This is a genomic window from Lacinutrix cladophorae, assembly GCF_053604645.1.
The window spans coordinates 599,657-616,495 of record NZ_JBSHNR010000110.1; the positions used below are offsets into that span (position 1 = coordinate 599,657).

Genomic DNA, 16,839 nt, shown 5'->3' on the forward strand with positions numbered 1-16,839 from the left:
TAATGTAATTTGGTTTGATTTTTGAAAGGTGTTAAGTATGATTTTTATTTCAAAATATATGGTTCCTAGAGGGTATACTGGGATTACTATTTTTCCTTTTGTGTTTTTAAAGTATACTAGTTTAATGAAGAATAAGGTTTTAATTAATCATGAAAAAATTCATTTAAGACAGCAGTTAGAATTATTAATTATTCCATTTTATATTTTGTATTTTATTGAGTTTTTAATTGGATTAGTACAGTTAAGAGATTGGCATCAAGCTTATAGAAATATATCTTTTGAAAGAGAGGCTTATATAAATGAAAACGACCTTGATTATTTAAAATCAAGGTCGTTTTGGAAGTTTTTAAAGTATTATTAATTTTTTAAAACTACTTTCTGAATTTTTTGACTTCCGTTTTCAAGAACTGCTTTTACAATATATGCACCTTCCGAAAAATTATTATTATTGAATGTAATTTCAGAAGCATTAATTTCTGTTTGATTAATTAAAGTTCTTCCTAAAAGATCATATACAATAACTGTTTCAATGTTACTGTTTCCAGATTTCACTTTAATGTATTTATTGTTAGGCGCTAAAATTTCTAATCCTGAAATTTCAAAATTATCCACACTTAATGATTCATCAGTATATCTTAATATAAATCGGTCATTGTAAGTTCCTGAATCAATATTAAAACTATAAGGGTTAATTCGTAAATTATGTATTAGGTTTGTGTAAGTGTCTTCAATATAAATAGCTTGATTCGTGTTTTGAAATAATCCGTCTAAAGTATTTATTGCAATAGAATAGTTTCCGTTTTGAGGAATTTCTATACCTAATGCTACAGTATCGTTTTCATCAAAAGGAAGTGATTTTCCTTGTATTCCTAATTCTTCCTCTTCAATTATAGAATAAAACCTGGTGCTAGTTTCGCTTAATTCATGACCATCATAAAGTCTATCCAAACTATTGGAAGCTCCTTCTACATAGCCCACAAGTATAGAGTTTGCAGTGTTGTTTGGAGTAATTAAATCTAACCAAATTCTATGTTTTTCAATACTTGAAGAACGATTATTATCTTGAGAGTTTCTATAAAACTGACTGTTGTTTAATGTTTCATTACGCATAATGTTATCAAAGGAAACAGTAGAGTTAACAGGTGCAGTATCTTCCATGAGTACAAAAAAGGATTGTCCAGCTGCTATATCTCCACCAAAACCAGAAGGATTAGATCCAGTGCTATTATAAGCGATATAATCGTTAGGATTATAATTGTAAACAAAGTCTTCATAAAAAGGATCATTAATTGCGTTACTCGGGATGGCTAGATGTCTCCATAAATAAACAGTTCCAGAAATAGCTGGACTTGTATCATCTGCAATTACTGCAGCATTTACAGATATAAAAGTATCTGCAGAAATTGCTGAAGGGTAAGGATTACCAATTAAATTCCAATTGTCATCTAAGTTAGTAGCTATAGTATTACCTCCACCAGCGTAATCTGCTCCGTTGTAGTTACCTCTTGTTATGGCTTTGGTAATTACTCCATTGTTGGGTCTACCTACAAATTCAGGTGTTGACGGTGTCGGTGTTCCTGTTACATTTCTAATGATATATCCTTTACCATTAACCATGTTTTCTGTGGTTGCTTGCCAGTTTCCATAATTTCCAGCACCATTTCCAGGTATTGTTGGTATCCATTCATAAATATATGAAGACCCAGGCGAAACATTAGAAACACTAAACCCTTCAACAGGAGATGACCAATAGATATAATCATATGAACTAGCTATAGTTGCTGTTCTTTGCATATTGATATTTCCATTTCCAGTATTGTTATTAACATTTGGTGCGCCATTGTTAATTTGAATTAAGCTACCATTGTTTCTTATGTTAATGGTTCCATCTAAATGAATCCAATCTGTAACTATTAATTTTGTGTTTGATGATACCTCAAGACTAGCAGAAGATGCAACAGTCAAGTTTAAAGCATTTGCAGGTTGTGGAGGTAAAGGAATTAGATTTACAATATCTGCTACAGGAAAGTCTACATTAGAAACTGCGATATCTGGAATTAGGACACAATCGCTTGATGTTGGTACTCCGTTAGGTTCCCAGTTACCATCTATGTACCAATTGTTATCAATATATCCCATCCATGTTTTACTGGATTGATCTACAATAACATCATCAGAAAAAGTAACTGTATTACCACAAGAAGTATAAGTAACTTCGGCAGTGTAGGTGTCGGGTGTTGTTACTGTTAAAGTTGATCCTGTTCCTATTACTGCAGCTCCTGTGCTTGCAGAATACCATGTTACAGAGTCTGGTGCAATAATAGCTCCATTTGGTACAAATCGCCAAGCTTCGTTGGTTGTTTCCCAGTTAGTGTCTAGACCGTTTCTACATGGAGCAGCAATAGCTTCTCCAGTATTTCCATCTCCTTGTATTCCTACAATGGCATTACCATCATTCCAAGGATAAACGTCACCATTTGCTATTCTTTTTTCTTCAATAAATACTTCAATAATATTTGTAGTTTCATGAAGGACTATCATCCCAGTATACAATCTACTTGCATCATCAAACATTGGAATATCAATCCAAGAAATAATAAATTGTCTACATCCGGGAGTTCCTATTACACGACTTTTAATAGGTGTTCCTAATAAGCCCCTTGGGTCTAAATCGTGATAAACACCATAAATGGTATTGTTAAATAAGGCTCCAGCCAAACTAGGAAGATTTGCGTTAAATGAATAGCCACAATAAGAACCTGGTATATACGAATTATCAAAAGTGATCATACCATTAGCACCAACTAGTGTTTCTGTATATGTATTTCCGTAAAAACAAAAATTAAAACCAAGATTCGTTCTGGCATCAGCCCAAACATCATCATCATCTATTGTTTGTACTCCAGCTCCTCCAAATGTAGGAAATTCATACTCTGGTGCTGGATTAGGGTATGCAATTTGTTCAACAATATAGCTGTCTGTTTCTCTTATTGTAGAATGAGCTTGTAACGTTAATGATGGACTGGTACAGTCTAAGCTAAAGCTTGGGTCTGGATCAAAAGGATCAGCTGTAAAAGGATCAACTCCTTGTTCTCCAACTATTAAAGGACAAACAGTAGGAGTAGTTATAATGTTTGAGCAACCAGTTGTGAATGTTGTGGTAATCCAAACGCCAAAGTCTACTGCATTACAAATTCCTCTTACGAATACATAGTATGTAGTTCCAGCTGTTAATCCAGTAAGATTAACCGTAGTTCCAGTAGTAGTTCCTGAAATATCACCACCAGGAGTTCCTGTAGTATTATCTGTAGAAACAATATATTCATACCCGTTTGCAGGAGCGGGTGCGGGATCTGTCCAACTAATCGTTCCAGTGGTAGTAGATGTAGTAATTCCTGTTAAACTAACAGGGTTGTCTGTACAATTTAAAGGAGTGACTGTTAAAGTGTAATCATGAGTTTCACTATCGTCGTCATAACCACAAGGGTCTGGATCAGAATTTAACCAATCTGATCGTATACGCATTCTATAGTTTCCTGGTGCTGCTGTTCCAAGAACGGTAAAACTACCTATTGTTGGGTCGCTATATCCAGCAGTTTCAAATACCTTTTCATTGGCATCATCAAAATCTGTATCATTATTCCAATCTACCCAAATATTAGTTTCGTAAGTACCTCCAGCAAAATTAATAGTAAAATCTACATTAGATCCTGTAAGTTGTTCAACGACCATAGAAGTAAAATCTCCATAGCCAGCTGTTGAAAAACCAGAATTTGTATGGTTAATGTTATTTATAGCTCCTGTTGTAATAAAATCATCAATGTAGTTGCTTGTGTCTGTAGATGATGGAATACAATAGGTTGCTATTAAAGTGGTTTCATTATCAGTAAGTGGGTTTATAGTATTGTAAAGTGGTCCTCCAAAGCAACCAAAATCATTAAAGGAATAAATAAAGAAATAATACGTTGTAGTTGGGTTTAATCCGGTAGCTGTAAAATTTGTATTTTCATCATTATCTACTACGGTTGCTCCAAGTGTCGTATTCCCAATTGCATACGAGGTTGTGTTTGTTGGAGGAGTAGGAGTAGTGCCTGTAGTATTCATTAATACAAGATAGTTGCTGGATGCTGGTGCAGAAGCTGTAAAGCTTCCGTCAATAGAATTATCTGTTATAGTTCCAAACGTTAAGTTTGTTGGTTGTGCTGTTGGTGGTGTACACGCAGAAACACAAGTTCTAGAAATAGTGAAATTCCCAGTGTCTGTTGCTCCACCATATGTGTAGTAATCTGCTATATAAATATAATATTCCACACCAAGAATAGGAGTGAAAGTATAGCTTTCAATACCTCCGTTTCCAGTACTATCTTCACAAGTAATATTAGTTAAAGAACCGCAATTACCACTTGCAATAGCCATTTCATGATCAAAACTAGCAGCTGCATCTGTAGTAATAGTAGTCTCTATTCCATCTCCTGTAAAGGTGTACCAAACGCCATAGTCACTAATAGAACAACCCGTGCCACTACTCGCTGCGGTTGAATTATTTGTCGTGCCTGCAATATTATCGCCACAGTTTAATGTTACTGCTGCTGAGCAGTCGTCGTTAGTAGGAGTAGTTGGTGGCGTTGAGCATGTCCTAGAAATGGTAAAGTTACCTGTTGTTGCACTTGTAGAATCCCAATGAGCTATATATATATAATAGTTGGTTCCTATAGAACTAGTAAAGGTGTAACTTTCTGTACCATTTGTAAAATCACTATCTTCACAGCTAATATTTGTTAAGGTGCCACAACTACCACTTACTATGTTCATTTCATGATCCCAACCGCCTGATGAAGTTGATGATATTGTTGTTTGTTGCCCATCTCCAATAAATGAGTACCAAACTCCATAGTTGCTTATTGTGCAACCAGTAGAGTTTGTAGTATTAGAACTACCTATGGTTGATCCAGATATATTTGTATCACCACAGTTTAATGTTGTTGCAGTTGAGCAGTCATCGTTAGCTAGAGGTGCTGAAGACGTTACGCATATACTATTTAACGTCATAGGATTATTACCACCAGAAACATTTGCTACTTTTATATAATAAATGCCATTATTTAAAGTTGCATTAATTGTTTCGGTTTGTGCTGAATTATTTGCAGTATCATTGTTTGCACAATTTATTTGTGATAATCCTGTACAAGAAGAAGTTGAGCTTATTAATTGTAAAAATAGGTTTCGATTATTTGATAATGCAGTTATATTTATGTCTAAAGGTCCAGTTGTTACTGTAAAAGTGTACCAGCCTTCCCTTTTAAAGTTCGCAAAACCATTGCAAGAAGCAATATTAGGAAGGTCTTGAGTATTGTCTGAAATATTTCCAGAATCACAAACTCCGTCAATGTTTAGTGTAGTGGCAGTTGCACAACTTGTGCCTTGCCCAAAAGTATTCGTAGAAAGTAATAGTAGTAAACAAATAATAGGTAATTTAATTATAAATTGCATTTTTTTGCAACGTAGATTTGCGGTCTTAGAGTGTAGTGTTTTCATCATAAACTTTAAATTTGGAACATAAGTTTATATCAAAAAGATATTGTAAGATAATATTTATGTAGATTTTGGGAATCCTTTAATGTGTTATATTTTATTTTTTAACGATTTTGATTAAAAAATAACAGAATATTAACACTTATAGCTAAAATAGAATAAAATTAATAATAATGTGTGATTTTTCGTTTAAAAGATGGGTTTAACTGTTAAAATTAATTTAACTGCTGATTTTCAGGTTTTTGTAAAGAATATTTACAAGAATCATGCGTTTGTTTCTGGTAATAAGTTGCATAAACTAAAGTATAATATCATAGAAGCTAAGAATCAAAAAAAAACAACTTTATTAACCTTTGGAGGTGCTTATTCTAATCACATTGCAGCAGTTGCTGCTGCAGGTAATATTTTTGGTTTTGAAACAATAGGTGTTGTTAGAGGTGAAGAGTTAAAAAATAAAATAAACGGAAACCCTACTTTAAGTTTTGCTAAACAGCAGGGAATGCAATTTCAATTTATTTCACGTGATGAATTTAGAAACAAAGGATCTAAACTATTTATTGAAAACTTAGAGCTACAGTTTGGTGATTTTTATTTAATTCCAGAAGGAGGAACTAACAAATTAGCTGTAAAAGGATGTGAGGAAATTTTAGAAGAAGGAGATGAAGTATACGATTATATCTGCTGCCCTGTAGGAACAGGAGGTACAATATCAGGAATAATTAATGCAAGTTTTCCGCATCAAAAAATTCTTGGATTTCCAGCGTTAAAAGGAGACTTTTTACAAGAAGAAATTACTAAATTTACAACCAAAACAAATTGGGAATTAATAACAGATTATCATTTTGGAGGGTATGCTAAAGCAAACGAAGTATTAATACGGTTTATAAATACTTTCAAAGAAGAACATAAGATACCATTAGATCCCGTTTATACAGGGAAAATGCTTTATGGTATACAGGATTTAATTGCAAAAGATTTTTTTCCGAAGCAATCTAAAATATTAATTATTCATACTGGAGGATTACAAGGTATAGAAGGTATGAATACCGTTTTAAAAAAGAAGAATTTACCATTGATTCAATAAAAAATGAAGAAAATAATTGTAATAAGCTGCCTAACTTTTTTTATGTTTAGTTGCGGCTCCAGTAAAAAAGTTGTTACTAAAAAAGATAAAAGGGAAGTAGTAAATAAGACTACTGAAATAGAACCAAAACAACAAGAAGTAACCACACCAGAAATTACTCCAACTACTCCTGAAGTTTATGCAAATTCTACCGAAGAGTATATTGCTATTTATAGTGATATAGCTCAAGATGAAATGCGTAAATATGGTATTCCTGCTAGTATTACCTTAGCTCAAGGTATTTTAGAATCGGCTTCAGGAAAAGGAAGACTTTCAGTTGAGGCGAATAACCACTTTGGTATTAAATGTCATGATTGGACAGGAGCTAAAATTTATCATGATGATGATGCATCTCAAGAATGTTTCCGAAAATATAATAATTCGAAATATTCCTTTAGAGACCATTCGTTATTCTTAACAGGACGAAAAAGATATAGTAATTTGTTTGATTTTGAACAAGATGATTACCAATCTTGGGCAAAAGGATTACGAGCTGCTGGTTATGCTACAGATAGAAAATACCCTGTAAAGTTAATTAGCTTAATTGAACGTTATCAGTTGTATCGATTTGATGCAGAAGTTTTAGGAAAAAATGCAGCGAATAATGATAAGTATACTGTAGCAAAAGGAGATACTTTATATTCTATTTCTAAAAAATATAAAATTACAGTTCAAGAACTTCAAGAATTAAATGGTTTAAATGATACAGGTTTGTTTGTAGGGCAAGTATTATATGTAAAACCAATACCAAAAGATTATTAAATTTTATGAATTATACACGTAGTAGTGCATTATTTACAGAAGCTGAAAAAGTAATACCTGGCGGAGTAAATTCACCTGTAAGAGCTTTTAAAGCTGTAGGAGGTACACCAATATTTATTAAAGAAGCAAAAGGAGCTTATTTAATAGATGAAGATAATAACCAATATATAGATTATATTAATTCTTGGGGACCAATGATACTTGGTCATGCTTTTAAACCAGTTGTTGATGCTGTTGTAGAAAAGACAAAAAAAGGAACATCTTTTGGGACACCTACCGAAATTGAAACGCAAATTGCAGCATTAGCAGTTGCAATGGTTCCAAATATCGAAATGATTCGTTTTGTAAATTCTGGAACAGAAGCTTGCATGAGTGCAGTTCGCCTTGCTCGAGGTTTTACAGGTAAAGACAAGATTATTAAATTTGCAGGCTGCTACCATGGTCATAGCGATTCGTTTTTAATTCAAGCTGGTAGTGGAGCGGTGACTTTTGGGTCGCCAAATAGCCCAGGAGTAACGGAAGGTACAGCAAAAGATACCTTACTTGCAGCTTATAATAATATAGAAAATGTAAAGCAAATTATTGAAGCCAATAAAAACGAAATAGCTTGTATTATTCTAGAGCCAGTTGCTGGTAATATGGGATGTATCCCTCCAAAAAATAATTTTTTAAAACAATTAAGAGAGGTATGCGATGCAAATAATATTCTTTTAATTTTTGATGAGGTTATGACCGGTTTCAGACTTGCAAAAGGAGGAGCTCAAGAACTGTACACCATTAAAGCAGATATTGTTTGTTTTGGTAAAGTAATTGGAGGAGGATTACCGGTTGGTGCTTTTGCTGCTAATAAAGAAATTATGAGTTGTTTAGCTCCTCTTGGTCCTGTATATCAAGCAGGTACTTTAAGTGGAAACCCATTAGCAATGGCTGCAGGTTTAGCTATGTTACAAGAATTAAATAAAGATGTAGAAATTTATAATCGCCTTGCTGAAAAAACCGAGTATTTACATAAAGGAATTACTAAGGTTTTAAACCAAAACAATATAATACATACTATAAATAGAATAGGGTCCATGATTTCTGTGCATTTTGCTGAAGGTGAAGTTTTAGATTTTAAAACTTCAGCCGAAGGAAATAACGACACTTTTAAAAAGTTCTTTCATGGTATGTTAGATGAAGGAATTTATATTGCGCCAAGTGCTTTTGAAACATGGTTTATTACGGATGCTTTAACTTATACCGATTTAGATAAAACAATACGTGCAGTAGATACAGTAGCAAAAACCTTATAAAAATAAAAGCACCTTAAAGGATTTCTCCTTTAAGGTGCTAAAAAAAACTAACTAACTAACTAACTATTCTTGTTTTGCTCCGCCTTTGCGCTTTCCTTTTCTACTTTTCTCATCAATTTTATGCTTTCTTTTCCCTTGTTGCTTTTCCCATTTAGCATATTGCTCTGCATTTAAAATGCTTTTCATTTTTTGTTTTGTAGCAATTTGAGCATCTAATCTGTCATTCTGCATTTTAAGCATTTCTTCTTTGCTAGGTTTTTCATCCGATTCTTTTCTACTTTTTCTAGCCTCCATTTTTGCTTTTCTAGCTTTGGCATTTTCTAAATTAAGGACACCAATTTCTTTTTGTTGTGCTTCTGTTAGATCTAAATCTAAAGTCATTTTTTTAGTTTGTAATTGAGCCATTTCTTCTGGAGCTAAATCTGCACCTCTATGTTTTCTCTCTTTTTTGTCTTGAGCACTAACTTGAATGGTTACTAAGGCTAATGCTATAATTAATAATTTTTTCATCTGTTTAAGTTTTTATTGTTATTTGCTTCTAGGACACTTAGAAAATGAAAAAGTTTAATTGCTAAAGTGTATTTAACTAGACATTAACATTTTTACTAGTTGTTAAAATGGTTATCTTTGATACTATTAATTAAAAAAAAGAAATAGAAATATGAAACGAATAATAATCCTCTTATTAATAGCTTTTTCTATGTTTTCTTGTAAAAACGAAGCTAAACAAGCCGAAGAAAATGTTGTAGTAAAACCAACAGAAATGGAACAGAATTTAAATAAATATGTGTCCGTAAAACTCACTGCAGATATAAGCGTGCTTACCGAAAACGAACAGAAAATGCTTCCTATTTTAATAGATGCAGCGAATAAAATGAACGATTTGTTTTGGTATGAAGCTTATGGAGATTGTGACGCTTTATTAAACGAAATTAAAGACGTGAACACCAAAAAATATGTGAAAATAAATTATGGCCCTTGGGATCGTTTAAACGGAAATACTCCTTTTATAGATGGAATTGGAGAAAAACCAGCTGGAGCAAATTTCTATCCAAAAGATATGACTAAAGAAGAATTTGATACAGCCCAAATGAAAGATAAGTCTAGTATTTATAATTTTGTTCGTCGTGATGAAAACGGGAAATTATTTACCATTCCATATCATGAAAAATTTAAGCATGAAGTTGCAGAGGTTTCCGAATTACTTATAGAAGCATCTAAACTTGCAGCAGATACTGGGTTGAAAAAATATTTAGAATTACGAGCGGCTGCTATATTAAATGATGAATACCAAAAAAGTGATTTAGCTTGGATGGACATGAAAACAAACACGCTAGACATTGTTATTGGCCCAATAGAAACGTACGAAGATCAACTATTTGGAAACAAAGCCGCACATGAAGGTTATGTACTTATTAAAGATCAAGCATGGAGTAAGCGTTTGGCTAAGTTTTCGGCGTACTTACCCGAATTACAAAAAAATCTTCCTGTTGATGCAGCATACAAAAAAGAAACACCAGGAACAGATAGTGATTTAAATGCATACGATGTTGTCTTTTACGCTGGAGATTGTAATTCTGGTAGTAAAACGATTGCTATAAATTTACCAAATGATGAAGAAGTGCAACTAGCAAAAGGTACTAGAAGGTTACAACTTAAAAACGCAATGCAAGCTAAATTTGATAAAATACTTTTACCGATTTCTAATGTTTTAATAGATGAGAGCCAGCGTAAACACATAACGTTTGATGCTTTTTTTGCAAATACGATGTTTCATGAAGTTGCACATGGTTTAGGAATTAAAAATACCATTAACAATACTGGAACAGTAAGAGAATCTTTAAAAGAACACGCAAGTGCTCTAGAGGAAGGGAAAGCAGATATTCTTGGTTTATATATGATTCAACAACTACAAGCTAAAGGGGAATTAAAAGAAGATATAAAAGATAATATGGTAACTTTTATGGCTGGAATATTTAGATCTGTTCGTTTTGGCGCTTCTTCTGCACATGGAAAGGCAAATATGATTCGTTTTAATTTCTTTAAAGAAAAAGGTGCTTTTACTAGAAATGATGATGGTACTTTTAAAGTGAATTTTGATAAAATGGAAGATGCGATGAAAGATTTATCTAACCTAATATTAACATTACAAGGAAATGGAGATTATGATGGTGTAGCTGCACTGGTAGCAGATAAAGGTGTTATTACTTCTAGTTTACAAGCAGATTTAGACCGATTAAGTGCTGCTAATATTCCTGTAGATGTTGTTTTTGAACAAGGAAAAAAGGTTTTAGGTTTATAGGAAGAAAACAGAATTTATTATATAAAAAAAGGCTTTCGAGTAAACGAAAGCCTTTTTTTATAATTTATGTTTTATAGAGAATTTATAAATTCTTCTATTAAATTATAGCCTTCTTCATGTAAAACTGTGGTGCCAATATATGGCATCGAGTAGCCATCTACATAACTTTGCGTTCTAGCTTGTATAGAATATCTATATAAATAAATGTCTGTAGCATCAAAAGATGTTTCTAGTCTAAAATCTAGACTGGTAGTAGGGTTGCAAGTTCCTCCTGGAGAATGGCAATGCGCACAGTTTACATCGAAATATGCTCTAGCTCTTTGTGTAACAGTATAATTTCTATCATCTTCCCAATCTGGTAATACACTAATGCTAGAAGGATCTGTAAGATTTGTTAAGTAATTATTATCAATAAAATCTTGTAATTGGTTATTAAAATTCATGGAACGTAATTTAGGTCCAATTGGTGTAATAACATCTGCATTACTATGGCAAGTAAAACAATCTGTATTCGAAGGTATTTTGTAATTTAAATTCTTTGTTTCTCCAGCACCATCAATATAACTATATGCTACCACACTTCCATCTAAATCTAGAGTAGCTTCCGTTTGTGTATCATTCCAGGTGTAATTTCCAGTTTCCCATACACCGTTTTGTTTAATTAAAATTCGGGTTTCCATGATTCGTTTTCCTAATGTTTCATCACGTTCATCATTAAAATAATAGAATGTTTTTGCAATAACCGTATTGTCTGGAAATGTAGGTAAACCATTATCTACATGTTGCATTGCTTCTCCAGAAGGTAAAGCGATTAAACGTTGTTTATGCGAATAGTCTGTAAATAAAGGAGTAATTAAATCATACTCAAAAGCATAAGGGCCAGGAGTTAATTCTGCAATATCTCCAGCGAAAATATGTAAATCAGATAGGTTGTTTAAAAATTGAGCTACCACTATTGGAGCAGTAGTTGTAAAACTTACCACTTCAGTTTGTAAACTAACATTATCGTTACAAATAGATTGAATATAAACATCATAAGTTGTATTCGCTTCCAATCCAATTAGCGTAGCCGTTTTTTCCGTAGTTTCCATGGTTGTACCTAAGCCAATTGTAAAACCAGAAATCCCATATTCTAAATTATAGGATGCAGGTGTATTACTGTCCTCCCAAGTAATAGTAGTGCTTTCGTGCGTTGTATTACTAAATTGAAGGTTTGTTGGTGTTGTACATTGTGCAATAAAGTCGTCATCAGGATCATTAAAACAAGATACTAATGTAAATGCAACTAATAAGGTTAAAATTACTTTCTTCATAAATGATAATTAAATAGCTGTCGTGAAAGTAATAAAATAGATATAATAATGAATAAAAAATGCCTATAAATTTTATTTATAGGCATTTAAAAGTAATTAATATGATACTAATTAAGTATTAGTTTTTTAGTTGTGGATTCTTTATCTGTTTTAACAACTGCTATATAAATGCCTTTTCTTAATTTCTTTAAATTTAAAGCTTGTAGATGCTGTAAGTTTGACTTTTTATATACCTCTTTTCCTAAAACATCATAAATAATTAATGAATTATTTGTGGTTGTTTCTGTTAAAAAATTAATATTTACAATTCCATTATTACTAGGGTTTGGATATATTTTAAAGAGTTCTAATTTGTTTTCAGTAATGCTTAAAGGATTTGTACTAACAGCATATTCTAATAAAGCACCTAAAGATCCTTTGGTAACTTGAGTTAAAAATGTAGGATCCATATTTGCTAAAACATCTGTAGTTGTATGCGCATGTGTTGTTTCGTTTGTTTCATATAAGCCAGTAATAATTTCTCCATTATTTTCAAAAGGAATATAATCGGAAGCATAGGCGTAAGAAATTACTGTGTTTAAGTTAGAATATAATTCAACACAGTTTGCTAGAATAGTAGTCATTGCTGAAGAAGCACTATTGTTTGCAGGTGGATTACTTCGGTCTTCCTCACATGTTATGGTGTCATTTGTTTCTCCATTTACTCCGCCTACTTGGTCTAAATTAAATACTAAACGTATATCTAAGTTTTCTGGATTTACTGTATTATTTACATAATATTGACTACCTATTAACCCTTCTTCTTCGCCACTAAAATGTATAAACTTAATGGAGTATTCTGTATCTATATCTTTTAATAATCTTGCTACTTCTAATATTAATGTGGTACCACTTCCATTGTCGTTTGTTCCAGGACCATTAATAGTATCATAATGGCCATCAATAATTATGAAGGTGTCAGGGTAAACGGTTCCTGTTTTAGTAACTATAATATTATTACTTGTTCCAGAAGAGTATGTAAAAGGTTGTAAAGTAATATCTGTGTAGCCTAAAGCTGTGTATCTAGAAGTTATCCAATTTTGAGCGTTCGTTAAAGCTGTTGTTCCAACTTCTTTTACCCCAAAGTTTTCAAAAGTAGTTAAATCTGCAAGTATATTAGAAGCAGAAACATTATCTACAACACTTTGATAATAGGTGTTGTAGGTTTGTGCATAGGTAGAAAGGCTAAAAATAAATAATGCAGTTATTTTGAGTAAAGTTAGTTTCATATATTAAAATTTAGGCTAAAATAGAGTATTTTTAATAATCTATTAGTTAATTGATTTTACAAGTAATATGTACTGTGGCTTCGGTACCTACTCTCATGGTTCCAAATTCTTCTCCTAGATTATAATCAAATCTATTTATAATTAAATTACCATCGAAGGTGTTTTTAGAAAAAGTAAAGGGGATTTCAACTTCTTTTGTAACACCATGAATAGTTAGGTTTCCTATGGTATTATAACCGTTTTTTGTTTTTGTTACAGCGGAAGAAATAAAACAAATTTCAGGATATTTTTCTACATCAAAAAAATCAGAATTACGTAAATGCGCATCTCTTTTTTTATTTTTAGTATTTATTGTTGTTGCATCTACACAAATATTAAAACTGGAGTTTTCTAAAGCCGAAGTGTTTAAAATAAAATCTCCTTGAATTCCAGTAAAAGTTCCTTTTACTTTAAAGATTCCTCCTCCTGTAATATGAAAATTAATTTCAGATTTTTCTTGATTTATAGTCTGTTGTGCTTGAATTGTAGCGTAATTAGTTAAAAAAAATACAGCTAATAGAAATGTAATGTTTTTCATGTTCTTCTGTTTTAGTAGTAAAATAGTCGAATTAAAGCTACAATAATTTCAAAACAATAAAGAATAATTAACTTTAATTAACGATACATTTTATTTCAATTTTCACCATTTCTCCAATTGCAAATGGATTTTCGTTTTCGCCAAGATGATAATCGGTTCTGTTTATTTTAAAGGCTCCAATAAAAGTATTGTTTTTATAGGTGAAAGGGATATTTACATCACGAGAAACACCTAACATCGTTAGTTTTCCTAAAGCTGTATAGCCTGTTTTTGATTTCTGGATATTAGACGAAGTATAACAAATCGTAGGATTGTTTTCTACATAAAAAAAATCTTCAGAACGTAAATGTGTATCTCTTTCTTCGTTTTCTGTATTTATTGTTTTAGCTGAAATACAAACATCTATTTCTGATTTGCTTAAGTCATCGACATCTAACTTAAAAGTTCCTGTCATTTCTTTAAATGTACCTTTAACATTACTAACAATTAAATTGTTGATTTTAAAATTAACAATAGATTTTTCGGTGTTAATTTCTTGTGCCAGAAAAGTAAATGGAAACAAAAATAAAAGCACTAGTGCAATGGATAACTTTTTCATTTATTAAAAGTTTTAAATCTAGTTGTTGCTTTAGGGAGAATTTGTAATTAAATATAATAAAAAAAAAGGAACTCCATTTTAGGAGTTCCTTTTATATAATTTTAATTTGTAAATAATATTAACAACCCATTGTGCCAAAAGAGACAACAAGTTCTTGGTCTGTTTTTTCTCCTTTTGCATTTTCAGCAGGTTTCCATGAACCTTGTGTTTCTAAAATAAGGGATTTCATTGTTTCATCTACAAGTGGGTAACTGCTAGATCTGTCTAAGCTTATATTTTTAATTCCTCCTTCTTTAGTTACTGTAAATTTTAATTTAGCAGCTTGTAATGTATTAGGATCTACTTTCGCTTTTAATCTAGCATCTAAACTATTTTCTCTTAAAAACTTTTTTAAAGCATCTTTTCCATGTTTGTAAGTTGCTTGTTTTTCTGGTACAATGGTTAAATGTGGAGAATCGTTGCTGTACTCTAATAAACCTGTTACTTTATTCTTTTTTTGAAAAACAATATTTATTAAAAAATTACTACCATAATTGGCATTTTGTAAAAGATTTAATTGTGCTTCTGTTAGTTCTTTGTTTGTTGTAATTTCACGCGTATCTGTTTGAATATCGTTTTCAACGATAATAATTTCAGCATATTTTAATATTTCAATAGCATGGATGGTTTCTTCATCATAAAAAGAATGAATAGAAGTTGCATTATCAATCACACTTTTTTTAATAGGAGCAAATCTAGAGCCAACATCGTAAATAAATTCATCTTCGGTTAAAACGTTAAATGCAATTGGGCCATAGTTTTCCGCTTCATTTATATTGATGCTTTCCTTTTTAATTTTATTAGAAACAGTATTTAAAGCAATTTTATTAGCGTCTTTGGTACTCGCTTTTTCTGTTTTAAAATCTTGCCAGTTTATACCAAAAGCGGTTAAGCTTAATGTAACAATAACAGCTGCAAAAATTAATATAGTCTTTTTCATGTCTTTAAATTTAGTGATTAATAAATAGATTGTATTTCTGTTCGTTTTGATGTTACAAATTTAAGAGGGTTTCTAGTTAAAATATGTCAAAAGAATGTAAAAGAAGTGTCAACTATTGTAAAAAGTCGAGAAATTGTATGTTATTTACAGTACCATATGAATACTAATACTGCATATTTATTTAGAAGCTTCGGGTTATTATTATTTTTTATTAGCGTTATATCTTGTAATACTAAGAAGAAAGATAACTTCTCAGAAACGGTAAAAGTGTCTTTACGCGAAGTTGGGCATCATTTATTATTAGCCAATCAGGATTCGACTACTTTGGTGAAACCAGTTATTGCTTTAAGTGAAAATAAGTTTCAAGTAACTTTTGAGAATACCATCGCTATTCAACCAGACAGTTTGGTTGCGATTATTAAAAATAGTTTTGAAAGAGCAAAATTACCACAACATTATATCACCGAAGTTACTTTATGTAATAATCAAGAAGTAGCCTACAGTTATATCATGAATTATAATGCTGAAAATAATATTATACCATGTAAAGGAAGAGAGCTACATAAAGAATGCTATCAAGTTACAGTGCAATTTGAAGATGTTAATAATTCAAGTAAAAGCAAAACCAAAATTTTATACGTGCTTTTTTTAGTGTTTTTAGTATTACTTGTACTATTTGCGTATAGAAGAAAACCAAAGCATATTTCTGAAGAAAAGGATTTAAATTTTACCTCTTTAGGAAAGTTTCAATTTTTCCCAAAAGAAAACAAGCTTATTAAAGAAAGTGTAGAAATTAGCCTTTCTAAAAAAGAGTGTGAAATACTGGCTATTTTTGTAGGACAACCAAACCAAATTATTAAAAGAGAAGAACTCATAAAAAAAGTTTGGGAAGATAATGGGGTTGTGGTTGGCAGAAGTCTAGATACCTATATTTCTAAGCTTCGAAAAAAACTGCAAGAAGATGAGACTATAAAATTAACCAATGTTCATGGTGTTGGTTATAAGTTGGAAGTGGTTTCCTTATAAATCAAAAAAAAAGGAACTACATTTCTGTAATTCCTTTTGTTATAATAAGGTTTCTATCTTCGAAGAG

13 protein-coding genes are annotated in these 16,839 nt (G+C 31.6%); 6 read left to right on the forward strand and 7 right to left on the reverse strand.

The window, feature by feature from the left end; translation table 11 throughout:
* Window positions 1–37 precede the first annotated feature (37 nt).
* Window positions 38–361 (forward strand): hypothetical protein, encoded by a 324-nt coding sequence (locus ACVC3Y_RS10015; protein WP_303421863.1) that lies wholly within the window; start codon window positions 38–40, stop codon window positions 359–361.
* Here ACVC3Y_RS10015 and ACVC3Y_RS10020 read toward each other — a convergent pair.
* Window positions 358–5,490, reverse strand: coding sequence for a GEVED domain-containing protein (locus ACVC3Y_RS10020; RefSeq protein ID WP_452226786.1), 5,133 nt, complete (start codon window positions 5,488–5,490; stop codon window positions 358–360). The two genes, ACVC3Y_RS10015 and ACVC3Y_RS10020, sit on opposite strands and share 4 nt — an antisense overlap.
* Window positions 5,491–5,728: 238 nt before the next feature.
* Here ACVC3Y_RS10020 and ACVC3Y_RS10025 point away from each other — a divergent pair, with 238 nt between their 5' ends.
* The 3 genes from ACVC3Y_RS10025 to hemL are packed head-to-tail and all read left to right on the forward strand — an operon-like array spanning window position 5,729 to window position 8,709.
* Window positions 5,729–6,616, forward strand: coding sequence for a 1-aminocyclopropane-1-carboxylate deaminase/D-cysteine desulfhydrase (locus ACVC3Y_RS10025; RefSeq protein WP_452226787.1), 888 nt, complete (start codon window positions 5,729–5,731; stop codon window positions 6,614–6,616).
* Window positions 6,617–6,619: 3 nt separating this feature from the next.
* Window positions 6,620–7,417: a glucosaminidase domain-containing protein gene (locus ACVC3Y_RS10030; protein ID WP_303421859.1), complete on the forward strand. Its 798-nt coding sequence runs from the start codon at window positions 6,620–6,622 to the stop codon at window positions 7,415–7,417.
* A gap of 5 nt (window positions 7,418–7,422) precedes the next feature.
* Window positions 7,423–8,709: a glutamate-1-semialdehyde 2,1-aminomutase gene (hemL, locus tag ACVC3Y_RS10035; RefSeq protein WP_452226788.1), complete on the forward strand. Its 1,287-nt coding sequence runs from the start codon at window positions 7,423–7,425 to the stop codon at window positions 8,707–8,709.
* A gap of 63 nt (window positions 8,710–8,772) precedes the next feature.
* Here the strand turns inward: hemL and ACVC3Y_RS10040 are convergent, their stop codons facing one another.
* On the reverse strand, window positions 8,773–9,219 hold the full coding sequence (locus ACVC3Y_RS10040) for a hypothetical protein (RefSeq protein WP_452226789.1): 447 nt from the start codon (window positions 9,217–9,219) through the stop codon (window positions 8,773–8,775).
* 151 nt (window positions 9,220–9,370) lie between these two features.
* Between ACVC3Y_RS10040 and ACVC3Y_RS10045 the strand changes: the two genes are divergently transcribed.
* A complete protein-coding gene (locus ACVC3Y_RS10045; protein WP_452226790.1) occupies window positions 9,371–11,011 on the forward strand; it encodes a dipeptidyl-peptidase 3 family protein in 1,641 nt (546 codons plus the stop codon).
* A 71-nt stretch (window positions 11,012–11,082) separates the two neighbouring features.
* Here ACVC3Y_RS10045 and ACVC3Y_RS10050 read toward each other — a convergent pair whose 3' ends face one another.
* The 5 genes from ACVC3Y_RS10050 to ACVC3Y_RS10070 form a co-directional block, all read right to left on the reverse strand.
* Window positions 11,083–12,324: a fibronectin type III domain-containing protein gene (locus ACVC3Y_RS10050; RefSeq protein WP_452226791.1), complete on the reverse strand. Its 1,242-nt coding sequence runs from the start codon at window positions 12,322–12,324 to the stop codon at window positions 11,083–11,085.
* Window positions 12,325–12,431: 107 nt separating this feature from the next.
* Window positions 12,432–13,592, reverse strand: a complete 1,161-nt coding sequence (locus tag ACVC3Y_RS10055) for a M20/M25/M40 family metallo-hydrolase (RefSeq protein WP_303421854.1) — start codon at window positions 13,590–13,592, stop codon at window positions 12,432–12,434.
* A 46-nt stretch (window positions 13,593–13,638) separates the two neighbouring features.
* Window positions 13,639–14,169, reverse strand: a complete 531-nt coding sequence (locus ACVC3Y_RS10060; RefSeq protein WP_452226792.1) for a YceI family protein — start codon at window positions 14,167–14,169, stop codon at window positions 13,639–13,641.
* 73 nt (window positions 14,170–14,242) lie between these two features.
* Complete coding sequence (locus ACVC3Y_RS10065) at window positions 14,243–14,767, reverse strand: YceI family protein (protein ID WP_452226793.1); 525 nt, start codon at window positions 14,765–14,767, stop codon at window positions 14,243–14,245.
* A 118-nt stretch (window positions 14,768–14,885) separates the two neighbouring features.
* The gene (locus tag ACVC3Y_RS10070) at window positions 14,886–15,746 is read right to left on the reverse strand and encodes an energy transducer TonB (RefSeq protein ID WP_452226794.1); all 861 of its coding nucleotides are present in this window, start codon (window positions 15,744–15,746) and stop codon (window positions 14,886–14,888) included.
* Window positions 15,747–15,902: 156 nt separating this feature from the next.
* Here ACVC3Y_RS10070 and ACVC3Y_RS10075 point away from each other — a divergent pair, with 156 nt between their 5' ends.
* Window positions 15,903–16,772 carry a winged helix-turn-helix domain-containing protein gene (locus tag ACVC3Y_RS10075; RefSeq protein ID WP_452226795.1) on the forward strand — a complete coding sequence of 290 codons (870 nt, stop codon included), beginning with the start codon at window positions 15,903–15,905 and terminating at the stop codon, window positions 16,770–16,772.
* Window positions 16,773–16,839 lie beyond the last annotated feature (67 nt).

Coding starts and splice junctions, on each gene's coding strand:
- ACVC3Y_RS10050 (WP_452226791.1), bottom strand. CDS start 12,324: ATGAAGAAAGTAATTTTAACCTTATTAGTTGCATTTACATTAGTATCT.
- ACVC3Y_RS10045 (WP_452226790.1), top strand. CDS start 9,371: ATGAAACGAATAATAATCCTCTTATTAATAGCTTTTTCTATGTTTTCT.
- ACVC3Y_RS10040 (WP_452226789.1), bottom strand. CDS start 9,219: ATGAAAAAATTATTAATTATAGCATTAGCCTTAGTAACCATTCAAGTT.
- ACVC3Y_RS10020 (WP_452226786.1), bottom strand. CDS start 5,490: ATGCAATTTATAATTAAATTACCTATTATTTGTTTACTACTATTACTT.
- ACVC3Y_RS10055 (WP_303421854.1), bottom strand. CDS start 13,592: ATGAAACTAACTTTACTCAAAATAACTGCATTATTTATTTTTAGCCTT.
- ACVC3Y_RS10025 (WP_452226787.1), top strand. CDS start 5,729: ATGGGTTTAACTGTTAAAATTAATTTAACTGCTGATTTTCAGGTTTTT.
- hemL (WP_452226788.1), top strand. CDS start 7,423: ATGAATTATACACGTAGTAGTGCATTATTTACAGAAGCTGAAAAAGTA.
- ACVC3Y_RS10070 (WP_452226794.1), bottom strand. CDS start 15,746: ATGAAAAAGACTATATTAATTTTTGCAGCTGTTATTGTTACATTAAGC.
- ACVC3Y_RS10065 (WP_452226793.1), bottom strand. CDS start 14,767: ATGAAAAAGTTATCCATTGCACTAGTGCTTTTATTTTTGTTTCCATTT.
- ACVC3Y_RS10015 (WP_303421863.1), top strand. CDS start 38: ATGATTTTTATTTCAAAATATATGGTTCCTAGAGGGTATACTGGGATT.
- ACVC3Y_RS10030 (WP_303421859.1), top strand. CDS start 6,620: ATGAAGAAAATAATTGTAATAAGCTGCCTAACTTTTTTTATGTTTAGT.
- ACVC3Y_RS10075 (WP_452226795.1), top strand. CDS start 15,903: ATGAATACTAATACTGCATATTTATTTAGAAGCTTCGGGTTATTATTA.
- ACVC3Y_RS10060 (WP_452226792.1), bottom strand. CDS start 14,169: ATGAAAAACATTACATTTCTATTAGCTGTATTTTTTTTAACTAATTAC.